Annotated in this window: 8 protein-coding genes; 4 read left to right on the top strand and 4 right to left on the bottom strand. The window is 32.9% G+C overall.

Annotation, left to right across the window (positions count from 1 at the left end; all coding sequences use genetic code 11):
- The first annotated feature begins 138 nt into the window (after positions 1–138).
- Positions 139–4,218 (top strand): PAS domain S-box protein, encoded by a 4,080-nt coding sequence (locus tag HN894_09160; GenBank protein MBT7143494.1) that lies wholly within the window; start codon positions 139–141, stop codon positions 4,216–4,218.
- Positions 4,219–4,312: 94 nt separating this feature from the next.
- Here HN894_09160 and HN894_09155 read toward each other — a convergent pair whose 3' ends face one another.
- The 3 genes from HN894_09155 to HN894_09145 form a co-directional block, all read right to left on the bottom strand.
- A complete protein-coding gene (locus HN894_09155; protein ID MBT7143493.1) occupies positions 4,313–5,623 on the bottom strand; it encodes a citrate (Si)-synthase in 1,311 nt (436 codons plus the stop codon).
- A gap of 76 nt (positions 5,624–5,699) precedes the next feature.
- Complete coding sequence (gene icd / locus HN894_09150; protein MBT7143492.1) at positions 5,700–7,067, bottom strand: NADP-dependent isocitrate dehydrogenase; 1,368 nt, start codon at positions 7,065–7,067, stop codon at positions 5,700–5,702.
- A gap of 13 nt (positions 7,068–7,080) precedes the next feature.
- Positions 7,081–9,348, bottom strand: coding sequence for an aconitate hydratase (locus tag HN894_09145; protein MBT7143491.1), 2,268 nt, complete (start codon positions 9,346–9,348; stop codon positions 7,081–7,083).
- A 236-nt stretch (positions 9,349–9,584) separates the two neighbouring features.
- Between HN894_09145 and HN894_09140 the strand changes: the two genes are divergently transcribed.
- Positions 9,585–9,881, top strand: a complete 297-nt coding sequence (locus tag HN894_09140; protein MBT7143490.1) for a hypothetical protein — start codon at positions 9,585–9,587, stop codon at positions 9,879–9,881.
- A gap of 550 nt (positions 9,882–10,431) precedes the next feature.
- Here HN894_09140 and feoB read toward each other — a convergent pair.
- Positions 10,432–12,936 (bottom strand): ferrous iron transport protein B, encoded by a 2,505-nt coding sequence (gene feoB, locus HN894_09135; GenBank protein ID MBT7143489.1) that lies wholly within the window; start codon positions 12,934–12,936, stop codon positions 10,432–10,434.
- A gap of 456 nt (positions 12,937–13,392) precedes the next feature.
- Here feoB and HN894_09130 point away from each other — a divergent pair, with 456 nt between their 5' ends.
- Both HN894_09130 and HN894_09125 read left to right on the top strand, forming a co-directional pair.
- On the top strand, positions 13,393–14,160 hold the full coding sequence (locus tag HN894_09130; protein MBT7143488.1) for a hypothetical protein: 768 nt from the start codon (positions 13,393–13,395) through the stop codon (positions 14,158–14,160).
- A 14-nt stretch (positions 14,161–14,174) separates the two neighbouring features.
- On the top strand, positions 14,175–14,471 hold the full coding sequence (locus tag HN894_09125) for an MTH1187 family thiamine-binding protein (protein ID MBT7143487.1): 297 nt from the start codon (positions 14,175–14,177) through the stop codon (positions 14,469–14,471).
- The last annotated feature ends 217 nt before the right edge of the window (positions 14,472–14,688 follow it).

The raw sequence follows: 14,688 nt of genomic DNA, 5'->3' as shown, positions 1-14,688 counted from the left end.
TGTAAGCAGAAATATTCAAATAATGAAACTTTAAGGTCTATATTATTTGTTTGATGATTTTTTTAGTAGATTGAACAATTTTTGTGAATACTTTAAATAGGATATTTGTAAGTAAAGAATTTTAGAAAGAATTATAAAATGGAAAATATTGAACTTACACGAGAGCAACTTTTGAAAGAAAATGAAATTCTTAAACAGAAACTTGCTGCCTCAGAAAGTGCTGAAAAAAAACTAATTGCTGCATACGAAAACCTATCAGTCAGCGAACAACAATTAAAAACGACTAACCGTAATTTAAAGGAAAGTGAAGAGAAATATAAAACCTTGATTGAATATTCCTCCGACTTAATATTCTTAATAAATAATAATGGGAAAGTTTTATCAGTGAATCGTGTAGCAGCCGGTACTTTGGGTAAAACTGTGGAAGAAATACAAGGGAAAAATATTTCAGACCTATTCCCTAAAAGCGTGGCAAATAATTATGAACGGAGCATTCAAATGGTATTTAAAAGCAAAAGAGCAGAAACTTTTGAATCCATAATGCCGGCAACTGATAGAACTATTTGGATAAATACTTCTCTAAATCCGGTGTTCGACAAAAATGGTGATATAGTTTCTGTTCTGGGAGTTAGTAGGGATATTACAAAACTTAAGAAGTCTCAGCGAGAACTCCAAAAATCAGAAAGTAAATTCAAAGGAATACTTTCATCAATGTCAGACCTTCTTTTTGTATTTGATACTGCCGGTCGTTTTACATCTTATCATACTCATGATCCGAAATATCTTTATATAAAACCTGAAATTTTTATAGGTAAAAAACCTTGCGATATATTACCTTCAAATGTAAGCGAATTATTTAATCAGGCATTTGCTAAAAACGAAATTGGCGAATTGGCTAATATTGAATACTCCCTGGATCTTCCTATTGGACACAAATGGTTTTCTATGAACTTGTCCCCAATATTTATTGATAAAAAATTTAATGGTTCAGTTGTAGTTTCTCGTGAAGTAACTAAACAGAAACAAATGGAAAGTTCATTAAGGGAAAGTGAAAATCGTTTGCGTCTCGCTGGGAAAGTAGCCTATGATTTAATCTATGAATGGAATATTAGAAATGATGAATTAAAATGGTATGGTGATATAGATAGTATGCTGGGATTTGAAAAGGGGGAAATTTCTCAAACTATTAAAGCATGGTTAAAGCTAATTCATCCTGAAGATGCTATACGTATGAAAGATGCGGTGGAAGATCATAGAAGATTGAAGGACCCGATACATTATGATTATAGGATAAAAACTAAAGATGGTTTATGGAGACATTGGAAAGATAAAGCTTTACCTGTACTTGATGAAGATGGCTTACCAGCATATTGGATTGGTATCTGCACTGACCAAACAGAGCAAAAACTGTCGGAGGAAACATTAAGAGAAAGCGAGGAAAAATACAGAATGATTGCTGAAAATACCAGCGATACTATAGCAATATGTACATTCGATTTAAAAGCAAAATATCTATATGCTAGTTATTCTGCAAAATCTATGCATGGTTACGAGCCGGAAGAATTGATGGGTAAATCTTTTTTTGATTTTATTCATCCTAATGATAAGGTAAAACTATTTCCTTTGCTGAAGAAATATCTTCAGATGAAGATAAATCAAATCTTATTCCGTGGCGAAACAACTGTTCAGGAATCAATTGAATTTCGTTTTAGAAACAAAGATGGCAGATGGAAGAATATGCAAAGTATGGTTAATCTTGCAGGAAATAAGCTTATAGCAGTTAGCAGAGATGTAACTGAAAGAATACAAGCAGAGAGGGATTTGAAGGAAAGTAGAGAAAGATTAGATCTTGCAATTCAAGGTACGAATGCAGGACTTTGGGATTGGTATGTTCAAACAGGGAAAATGGTTTATAACGAAAGATGGGCACAAATTTTTGGATATAAACTTGAAGAACTTGAGCCGGTAAGCATAAAAACCTGGGAAAGATTGAGTCATCCAAATGATCAGAAAAAATCGAAAGAATTGTTAGAAAAACTTTTTGCTAAAGAAATAGACTTTTATGAATGTGAAGTTCGGATGAAGCACAAAAATGGTGCTTGGATTTGGGTTCTTGACAAAGGAAAAGTTGTAGAATGGGATAAGAGATCAAATCCAATCAGAATGACCGGAACCCTCATAGATATTACAAGACGAAAGCAGGCAGAAGATCAACTGCAAGAAACTATAAATGAATTAATATCAAGCGAACAACAGTTAAGAGCTTCGCACCAACAACTTGAAGCCAGTCAAAAAGCTTTACAAGAAAGCGAAGCGCTATATCAATTATTATCTGATGCAACATTTGAAGGTATATTCATATCTGATAAAGGATTGTGTATAGGGCAAAACAAGAGTGCAGAAAAACTGTTTGGATATTCAATGGAGGAAGCTCTTAATAAACCTGGCACTGATTGGATTACTCCTTATGACAGGGAAAAAGTAAAACAAAATATGTTGTCGGGATACGAACAAGCTTATTATGTAACTGCAGTAAGAAAGGACGGTTCAACTTTTCCTTGTGAAATACAAGCTCGAATGATGCATTATAATAACAAACCTATCCGTTTAACTGCCTTGAGGGATATTTCCCAAAGAAAAAAAGCTGAACAAAATCTTGTTGAAAGTGAAAGAAGACATAGATATGCTCAGCAAATTGCACATGTTGGTAATTATGAGTATGATATAAAATCTGGTCTTGTTTATTGGAGCGACGAATTGTTACGTATTTATGGGCTTGATCCTAATATAAATGGAAATAGTTTTACTGTTGATGATAGTTTCAAATATGTTCATCCTGAAGATTCTGAACAATTAAAAACTAAAATAGATGAAGCTACTGAAAGTGGAAATGGAATATCATTAGAATATAGAATAATTCGGCCAAATGATGAGATAAGGTATATTTTTGGTGTAAATGAGCCTACTTTTGACGATGAAGGACAATTAGTAAAAATTGAAGGGATAGCACAGGATATTACTTATAGAAAAAAAACAGAAAAAGAATTAAAGATAGCTCTTGAAAAAGCCTTAGAAAGTGAGCGGCTTAAAAGTGCATTCCTTGCCAATATGAGCCATGAAATTCGCACTCCTATGAATGGAATTATTGGTTTTATAGAGCTACTTAACCAACCAAGTATTAGTGCTTCAGATAAAAGTGAATACTCGAAAATTATTAATAAAAGTAGCAATCGTCTTTTAAATACAATTAACGACATAATTGATATTTCGAAACTTGATGCAGGGCAAATGAAGTTAGTAAAAACAGAAACTTCAATAAATTTATTAATGGACGAGCTGAATCAGTTTTTTAATCCCGATGCAAAATCGAAAGGATTGTCCTTATTTTTTGCACTTGCACTTTCCAACAATCAGGCTACTATTTTGACCGACAATGATAAACTTCATGGCATACTAACTAATCTAATTAAAAATGCAATTAAATATACCGATAAGGGTAAAATCACCTTTGGATATACCTTGAAAAAGAACTTTATAGAATTTTTTGTAAAAGATACAGGAATTGGAATACCCAAAAATAGACAAGAAGCTATATTCAATCGTTTTGAACAGGCAGATATTGAAGATTGGCAAGTATATGAGGGCTCAGGACTTGGCTTAGCAATTTCGAAAGCATATGTGGATATGTTAGGTGGAAAAATTTGGTTAGAGTCTGAAGAAGAAAACAAAAAAATTGGTAAAGAGGGATGGTCGAAATTTATGTTTACAATACCATATCAAAAGAAAACAATTGAAAAAATTGTTGAGCGTCCGAAAAAAAAGGCAAGCGAGTTGATTGATTTGAAAGCTGAAAGTTTAAAAGTCCTTATTGCTGAGGACGAGGAGGTTAGTACTTTGTATTTAAAAACAATTTTGAGAAATATTTGCAGCGATTTACATTTTGTTACAAGCGGAAGAGAAGCAATTGAAACCTGTAGGAGTAATAGCGATTTTGATATAGTTCTGATGGATATTAGAATGCCGGATATTGACGGACTTAAAGCTACACAAGAAATCAGAAAGTTTAACAAGGAAATTATTATAATTGCACAAACAGCTTATTGTCTTACAGGCGACAGAGAAAATGCAATTGCAGCAGGTTGCAACGATTATGTTTCAAAACCAATTAATAAAGAATTACTTTTGGAAATGATATCGAAGTACATATTGGGAAAATAGTTTGAGATTTCTATTTGTAATAAATTAAAAGCTAAAAAATAGCTTGCAGAAAACGTATTAATTCTCAGCAAGCCAATTTTGTTATTGAAATTTTTTACTTTTTGCTGTCTTTAGCAATTTTCTCAAGCATACTGGTAGTTAAAGATTTTGGTCGTTCAAGAGAATAACCTAAAGCTCTGTCCCAAATAATATTTGCAAGAATTCCTATTGAGCGGCCAACACCGAAAAGTACAGTATAAAAATCGTATTCTGTAATACCATAATGCCATTGTAAAATTCCCGATTGTGCATCAACATTTGGCCATGGATTTTTTGCCTTTCCGTGCTCTCTCAAGATTGGTGGAACAACTTTATATAGCATATCAACATATTTGAAAAGAACATCATCTTTTAAATATTTCAGGCTAAATTCTCTTTGTAGCGAATATCTTGGGTCGGTTTTTCTCAAAACTGCATGGCCATATCCGGGAATCACCTGACCTGAATTTAAGGTATCCCAAACAAATTGTTTCATCTCGTCTTCGTTCGGAACTTCACCACCCATCTTTTCCTTTAAATCCTGAATCCAGCGTAGAACTTCCTGATTTGCTAATCCATGCAATGGTCCTGCCAATCCATTCAACATTGCCGAAATTGACAAATAAACATCTGCCAGCGAACTTGCAACTAAATGACCTGTATGAGCACTTACATTTCCACTTTCGTGATCGCTATGAAGAATAAATGTTAATCGTGCAACATCGTCATAGGGTTTTTCTTTACCCATCATATGAGCAAAATTTCCACCAAAATCTAAATTAGGATTAGAAATAATGCGTTTTTCATCTCTATAAAGTTTATTGTAAATATAGGATGCAATTTCGGGCAACTTGGCCAAAAGATTTAAAGCATCCTCATATGTAGGATTCCAATAATCTAATTTATTTATCCCTGCATTATACTTTTTAGTAAAAAAGGATTCTCTATTCAGAGTGGCAACTGCTGTTGAAAAAACTGTCATCGGATGACTGCAACAAGGAAATGAATCTATTACTTCGTAGATATATCTTGGAACAATTCTTCGTTTACTAAATTCATCAACCAAATCGTTTACTTCTTCATCTGTAGGAATATCGCCAGTTAATAGTAAATGAAATAATCCTTCTACATAAGGAATTTCGGAGTCTTTTGGTTTAGGCAATTTCTTGAAAACTTCTGGTAAAGTATAGCCTCTATATCTGATTCCTTCGTTTGGATCGAGATATGAAATATCGGTAACAAGGCTTTTAACACCACGCATTCCTCCAATAATTTGACTGATGGTGATATTATCAACAACAATATCTCCATAATCTTTTATTAACGACTTGGTTCTTGGTCGCCATGTTTCTATTTTTTCAAATAATTTTTCTTTTAATGTGGTCATTTTTATTTATTATTTATTATTTATTATTCTTCGTGATTAATATGAAATTCATAATTAATAATTCATAACTATCTCACTACATATTTTCAATTATCGCATCGGCAAATTCAGAACATTTTAGCAATTCAGCATTTTCCATCATTCTATGATAATCGTAAGTTACTCGTTTTTGCTCAATAGTTTTCACAAGGGCGTTCCAAATCAAATCGTGAGCTTCTTGCCAACCCATATATTTAAACATCATATTACCTGATAAAATTACCGAGCCCGGATTCACTTTATCTAAGCCTGCATATTTTGGAGCTGTGCCATGTGTTGCTTCAAAAATTGCATGTCCCGTTTCATAGTTGATATTTGCACCCGGAGCAATTCCTATTCCTCCTACCTGAGCCGCAAGTGCATCGGAAAGATAATCGCCATTTAAATTCATTGTAGCGACAACGTCAAATTCTGCAGCACGAGTAAGTACCTGCTGTAGAGTAATATCTGCTATTGCATCTTTTATCATCAACTTGTTTTTCCATTTTCCGTTACCGTGTGTCGGATATAGATTTAAAACTTCCTCAACTTCATCGCACTTTTCCTTTTTTTGTTCATCGGTCATCATAAAATATCCGGGATCAACCAATTTTGCATTTTCCTCAATGCTAAGCTCCGGATTGTGATCTTTATTGCCAATTATCCAACTTTCGCGTTCGGTAACAATTTGGTCTCTATATTTTTCCTTAGCAATTTCAAATCCCCAACTTTTGAACGCTCCTTCAGTAAATTTCATTATATTACCTTTATGCACTAAGGTAACCGATTTTCTATTTTCTTCTATGGCATATTCTATGGCAGCATTTACAAGTCTTTTGGTTCCTTCGCTCGAAATTGGTTTTACTCCAATTCCCGATGTTTCAGGAAAACGGATATTTGTAACTCCCATTTGTTTTTGCAAAAATTCAATAACTTTTTTTACTTCTGCCGAACCATTTTGCCATTCAATTCCTGCATAAATATCTTCTGTGTTTTCACGGAAAATAACCATATTCACATCTTCTGGTTTCTTTACAGGCGAAGGAACTCCATCAATATATTGAACAGGTCTTAAACAAACATATAAATCGAGTTTTTGACGTAGGGCAACATTTAGTGAAGAAATTCCGCCACCGATAGGGGTAGTCAAAGGTCCTTTTATCCCAACAAGATATTCTTTGAAAGCATCTAATGTTTCTTGTGGAAGCCATTCGCCATTTCTGTTAAACGAGTTTTCGCCGGCAAAAACTTCTTTCCACACTATTTTTTTATCTCCTTTATATGCTTTTTCTACTGCGGCATCGAATACTTTTTGCGAAGCTGCCCAAATGTCCGGACCGGTTCCATCGCCTTCAATAAATGGTAATACAGGAAAGTTTGGTACTGATAATTTTCCGTCTTTTATTGTTATTTTTTCTCCTTTCATATTAAATAATTATTTAGTTTTTATTTCTTTTTTTAATTAAATTTAATGCCGAACCATTTTTGAACCATTCTATTTGATTTTTATTATAAGAATGATTTACAACAATAGTGTCTTTTGTTCCATCTGAATGATTAATTATCATTTTCAATGGCATATTTTCAGAAAAATCAGTCAGACCTTCAATATCAAAACTGTCATTTTCTTGAATTTTACCGTAATCTTCCTTCTTGGAAAAAGTAAGAGCCAGTATTCCTTGCTTTTTCAGATTTGTCTCATGAATTCTTGCAAAAGATCTTACCACTACTACTTTTACTCCAAGATGACGAGGTTCCATTGCTGCATGTTCGCGAGACGAGCCTTCGCCGTAGTTTTCATCTCCAATAACTAATGAGCTGATTTTTGCCGATTTATAAGCTCTTGCAACATCCGGAACTGCGGCAAATTCGCCATTAGTTTGATTTTTTACTGAATTTTGTTTTTCGTTAAAATAATTTATAGCTCCAATAAGCATATTGTTCGATATATTGTCGAGATGTCCACGAAAGCGTAGCCATGGCCCTGCCATAGAAATATGGTCTGTAGTGCATTTTCCTTTTGCTTTGATTAAAAGTTTAAGGTCTTTATAATCGTTTCCATCCCATTTATCAAATGGTTTGAGCAATTGCAATCTTTCAGAGTCATTTTTTACAACCACTTCTATTTTCGAACCATCCTTTATTGGTGCAACATATCCATTGTCTTCAACAGCAAATCCTTTTATTGGAAGTTCCAGACCTTGAGGCTCTTTTAGCTTTACTTTTTCTCCATTTTTGTCAGTCAAATAATCATTTATAGGATTAAATGTTAAATCTCCTGCAATAGAAAATGCCGTAACAATCTCAGGTGAAGCTACAAAAGCATAAGTGTTTGGGTTGCCATCATTTCGTTTCACAAAGTTTCTGTTGAAGGAAGTCATGATGGAATTTGGTTTTTGCTTTTCAGCACCTTCTCTTGCCCATTGCCCAATACATGGTCCGCAGGCGTTAGCTACAACTATGCCACCCATTTTGTCAAAAATGTCGATTAAACCGTCTCTTTCGATGGTATATCTAACTTGCTCTGACCCGGGTGTAACAATATATTGTCCTTTTACTTCAATATTTTTATCAATTGCTTGTTTTGCTAAAGATGCGGCACGAGTCATGTCTTCGTAAGAAGAATTGGTGCATGAACCAATAAGGCCAACTTCCATTTTTTCAGGATAATTATTTTCCTTAACTGCTTTTGCAAATTCCGACAATTTCCAGGCTTTGTCAGGTGTAAATGGCCCGTTGATATGTGGTTCGAGTTCCGATAGATTGATTTCTATTACTTGATCGAAATGCAATTCTGGATTTTCATAAACTTCTTTATCACCTGTCAAATATTCGGCAATTTTATCAGCTTCAATTGCAATTTCCTCTCTTTCGGTTCCTTTCAAATATTCCGACATTTTTTTGTCGTATCCAAAAATTGAGGTTGTTGCACCTATTTCTGCACCCATATTGCATATTGTCCCTTTACCTGTACAGGAAATATTTTCTGCTCCTTCCCCAAAATATTCCACTATGCAACCAGTTCCGCCTTTTACGGTGAGAATTCCGGCAACTTTCAGAATTACATCTTTTGCTGAAGCCCAGCCATTTAGTTTTCCGGTAAGTTTGATACCAATAAGCTTTGGAAATTTCAATTCCCATGGCATTCCTACCATCACATCCACAGCATCGGCACCACCAACTCCAATTGCAATCATACCTAATCCGCCGGCATTCACTGTGTGAGAATCTGTCCCTATCATCATTCCTCCCGGGAAAGCATAATTTTCGAGAACTACTTGATGGATAATTCCGGCTCCGGGTTTCCAAAAACCAATACCGTATTTGTTTGATACAGATTTTAAAAAGTCGTAAACTTCATTGTTTTGAGTTTCGGCTTCCTTCAAATCTTCTGTAGCTCCGGTTTTTGCTTGAATAAGATGGTCGCAATGCACTGTTGAGGGTACAGCAACTTTTTGTTTTCCGGCTTGCATAAATTGCAATAATGCCATCTGGGCAGTTGCGTCTTGCATTGCAACTCTGTCTGGATTAAAATTTACATATGATTTTCCTCGTTCATATTCCTCTTTTACGAAACCAGTTTCGAGATGGGAATAGAGAATTTTTTCTGTTAATGTGAGGGGTTTATTTATTGTTTTTTTTGCAGAATCTACTTTTTTGGTCAGGCCGTTATAGATGCTCAAAACCATGTCTTTATCAAAAATCATATTCCAAAATTCAACTTTAATTTATAAAATTACAAAGATATTGAAATATTTATAAATATGACAATTATCATAGAAGTAAATTCTGCTTGTAATCTTAAACTATGATTTTTTGTTTTTGCCAAATTGTTGTATTCGATGAAAATCTAATCTTTTTAATGCTCATTTAGAAATAGGACAAATTAAATTATAGAAAATTAACTATCTTTGTTGATAAGTGAATTTGAAATATTGAAACTATGAGTATTAGACAGCAAAAACAGGAAATAATTGATAATCTGGATTTTGTTCCTGAAAACAAGCTCTATGAAATTGATATTTTTGTACGATATATTATGAATGAAGCCAAGCAAAAGAATCTGAATAAAAACGAAATTGCGAATGAAAGAAAAGAAGAATATGTGAATATTGACCTTCTTTCAATCAAGCAAAATGAGGAACTAAAACGGAGATTGTATAATTTGGAAAACAATAAAACAAATTTTACCTCTTTCGAGGAATTCAAGAAAAAATATAGTCGATATGTTCAAGATTGAAATTTCTGAGGAAGCGGGTAAAAATCCTGAAATAATTGAAAATAGAGTTAACAAAAGTAAACCTTGAGTTTGGGTTTTATGAGAATATAGTTTAATTTTAACTCAAATAATGATAAGAATGTACAAGAATATTTTGAATGAAGTAGTTAGAGGAAAGCGAAGTTTGGAAACTTCGCATAGTAGCCGGTGAGTTCGTGGCTCGATGCCCACTTGTTCACTTTTAGAAAGTAATGCCTATGATGTCTTAAAATAGATTAATTCAAAAAAAGTGTAGCAATTGTAACAATGTAAAAAAAGCAAAATTATTTTTGGATTAGACTGTAAGTTATTCATCATATGACTCAAAGTCATATGATGAATTTCATATCATAGCTTTATATCTTTTTAAACGAACAAGCAGAACAATTGCCCGAACAACCCCTTGAATTTGATTTTTCTCTAATAAAAATCATGGAGAAAAGACTATACAGAGTATAGCTTATTGCAGAAAAAACTATTATTAGAGTGATAATATCTTGAATCATATCTGAAAAATTATTATATTAAATCGTCAATTAAAAATTGATAAACTCCCAATTTGATATACCAAAAATGAAACGAACCATGCTAAACTTGTGGTATAAAAAATCATAAAAACCGCCCATTTCCAGCTACCAGATTCTTTTTTGATAGCCGCAATTACTGCTACACAAGGAAAATATAGCAAAATGAACATTAAAAATGCGAAAGCTACAATTGGACTAAAAACTTTTTGTCCGGTTTTTTCTCCACTCGAATATATGTTTTCTTGTAGTTTTTGTTCCAAATTTGAATCGGCTTGATACAAAACTCCCATAGTGCTAACTACAATTTCTTTTGCTGCAACACCTGAAAGTAAACTTACACCCATTTTCCAGTCAAATCCAAGAGGTCTCATAACCGGTTCAATAAAATGGCCGATTTTTCCAATATACGAATTCTCTTGTTGAATACTTTCTTTGATCAATTGCAAAGAATCAATTGTGTTTTGTCCTTCACTATGGATTTCAATAATCTCATTTTCATTAAAGGTATTTTCTTCCTTGTCTAAAAAAGAAGAATAAGTTCGCTCAATTTTGGTGTCAAGTTCTGTCGTCAATTCACTATTCCTGGGATAATAGCCTAATGCCCAAATAATAATTGATGCAATGAGAATTACACCACCCATTTTTTTAAGGTATTGCGAGCCTTTGTGCCACATATGCCTAAGGCTGGTTTTTACAGTTGGTATTCTATATGGCGGAAGTTCCATCACAAACGGAACATCGGAAGATTTAAACAAAGTTTTTTTGAAAAGTATAGCCATTAAAATTGCAATAAAAATTCCAATTGTGTAAATGCTAAATAGAACTGTTCCTGAATTTTCGGGAAAAAAAGCACCTATAATTAAAATATAAACAGGTAATCTGGCACTACATGACATGAACGGATTTATCAACATTGTGAGTAGCCGGTCGTTTCTGTTTTCTAATGTTCGGGTTGCCAAAATTGCAGGAACATTGCAGCCAAAACCCATAATTAATGGGATGAAGGATTTTCCATGCAATCCAATTTTGTGCATAAGTTTGTCCATAATAAATGCTGCACGCGACATATATCCGGTATCTTCCATTACTGAAATGAAAAGAAAAAGAATTAAAATATTCGGAAGAAAAACAATTACCCCTCCAACTCCTCCAATTATTCCATCAATTAATAAATCTTTTAATGCTCCGTTTGGCATAATATTTCCAATAGTGTCACCTGTTAAGCCCACGAACTGTTCAATCCAATTCATCGGAAATTTCCCTAAAGAAAAAGTAAGCTGAAACATTAGCCATAGAAAAAAGAGAAAAATTGGGAAACCAAAAACTTTGTGTGTTAAAAAAGTATCAATAATTTCAGTTCTTTTTCTGCGGCCTACGAAGCCTTCTTTATAGGTTTCTTTCAGGGCTCCTGCAATGAAACCGTATTTTGCATCTGTAATAACTGTCTCACTATCTTCGCTAAATTGATTTTCGATTTTTTCGATTTCCTGCTCTGAAACAGAAACTATTTCATCGTGGTTTCCACATCTTGACACAGAAAATTTTGAAGTTTTATCTTTTTCGAGAAGTTTGATTGCAATAAATCGTGAGGATATTTTATCAGTTAAAAAGTAATTTTCTTTAACATTTATCTCCTTTTGAATATTATTGATAGAATTTTCAACATCTTTTCCATAATTAATATGAATATGTCGTAATATGGCTGCTTTGTCTTCATAGGCATCAATTACCTTGCTAAACAGCTCCTTAACTCCTTTGCCTTTTGAACCAACTGTGGGAACAAAAGGAATTCCAATCATTTTTCCGAGACTTATGTAATCGAATTTTGCACCTTTCAATTGTAGTTCGTCATACATATTCAGAGCAGCTACCACCTTGACATCCATGTCGATAAGTTGGGTTGTCAAATACAGGTTTCGCTCAAGATTCGAACCGTCAATCACATTAATTACAATATCGGGAATCTCGCCCAGAATATATTTTCTAACATAAAGTTCTTCGGGTGAATAGGCTGTAAGTGAGTATGTTCCTGGCAAATCTACAAGATTTATAGTGTAACCATTCAATTCAAATTTAGCAGATTTTAAATCGACAGTTACCCCACTATAATTTCCGACATGTTCTTTCGAATGAGAAGCATTATTAAACAAAGTAGTTTTTCCACAATTTGGATTTCCAACTAATGCAACATTAATTATTTTGCTTTTCTCCTTAGCCGTATGTTTTAATAGTTCGCCATTTACAATACCTTCAAATTTATTGTCTTGTAGCAATTCTTTTGCTTCTTCAAAAGTAACTACTTCTATCAAGTTAGCCTCGCTTCTTCTAAGAGAAACTTCGTAGCCCATTATGTTATATTCAATTGGGTCTTTCAGTGGAGCAGATTTCACTACCAAAACCTCCTTGCCTTTAACAAAACCCATCTCTATTATTCTACGCCTGAAAGCACCGCGTCCTCTGACTTTTGTTATAATCCCTTTCTCGCTATTTTTTAATGTAGCTAATTTCATAAATTTCTCTTCCTAAAAAAAACAAAAATACTATCTTATAAAAAATGTAGCAATACCAATAATTAGGTATAATTTGGCATAAATCATTAGTTTACACATATCATTTTTTGTAACAAATCAGTGTTTGATAATAAATTGTAATATACTAAACTAAAACAAAATAAATAATCTAAACGCAAAGGTCATCATGCAAAGCGCAATGTTTCGCAAAGAAAACATACTCAATAACTTAGCGATCTTGGCGTACAACTTAGCGTTCTTTGCGGTTAAAATAAATTTCAGAACAATCCTAAATTCAACACTTTAAACACACTGAATAGTTACCATTTTTTTATTTACAAACCCAAAAGACTTTATATCTTTTTCAAAATCCTTTTATTAGAAAATGTTCAAAAATAATCTACATTTGCACAGTTTTAGTTTTTGATATTTTATAACTTATTTAGAACTATTTTAATGAATGATGAAAGTATATTTGGGAAATTGAGCGAGATGTTCAACGAAGTCCCAAATAAATTAAATATTTTACAGGAGCAAATTGATGTCAATATACAAATGGAATATTTTGAGGCATCGAAAAATGTAAAGAAAAAAAGTAAAGATATTGATATTAAAGAATATAAGGCGAAATTACTATCATCGAAAATCACTAATGAAGAAAAAAAAGATATTCTAATTCATCTTGCTATTAACCAGAATGTTGAAGCTTACCGAGCCATCGAAGAATTTGCAAAAATTGAGGAATCGCAATTGAAAGATTGGGCTACTATTGCTTTGCAGGAAAGCAGAATGCTAATTGAAAGCGATTTGTTGGACGAAAGTCAGGTATTTATTTCAACTGGTTTGGGTGGTAAAGGTTTGAACCTAAGATATTTTGTAGTTCTTCTTTCTACAGGTGAAAATGGTTTTTCCGATAGTCAGAAAAAGATAATAAAAAGCGAATTTGAATATGCAATAAACAATAATGAAGGAGAAATTGAAAAAATTGATTTTCCTGAAAATTATGCAACTTTCGTATCATTATTACCAATCAGTTCCGATATTCAATCTATTTTTAAATCTGCATTGGAAGAGTGCAATCAACTTGGAAATTTTTTACAAGCAAATTTTTTGGTAACTAATGTAAAAGTTTTCTCGAACGATGAAATTAAAAAGTTCCTTGAAGAAAAAAATGACAAATTTGACGATGAGACTGATTCTCAGGCAGATGAAATTGAAGATTAATACTTTTTCCATATATGCAAAATCTAATAAATGTAAGCCTGCAGCTTATCCCCAAATCTAAACATAAAGATTCCTATACGATAGTAGATAAAGCTATTGAGATAATCCAAAATTCAGGAATAAAACATCAGGTATGCCCATTCGAAACTGTTATGGAAGGAAGGTATGACAAGTTGATGGAAATAATAAAACAAATTCATGAAGTTTGCTTTGAATATGGTAGCGATGAAATAATTAGTATAATAAAAATTCAAGCAAATAGACATTCAGATGTTACAATTGAGGACAAAATGTGCAAGTATGTCAACTAAATTCTGATTGAAAAGTAACAGTTGGCTTCACAAAGTTAAAATCTGAAAATTGTCTGAAAAAAAATAATTGATTTTTCCAGCAATTCCGCAAGAAAAAAAAGAACTCTTTATGTAGCTGAAGTTTAGAGAAATATGATTTAGGCTAAAATTTATTTTTCTTGCTATTTTTTTAGTTTTACTCAGATGAACCACATTTATCATAAATAACTGATTCTAT

The sequence above is a fragment of the Bacteroidota bacterium genome (genome assembly GCA_018692315.1).
GTDB lineage: Bacteria > Bacteroidota > Bacteroidia > Bacteroidales > JABHKC01 > JABHKC01.
Note: the sequence above shows the minus strand (reverse complement) of the source record. Positions and strands in the feature narration are given on the sequence as shown.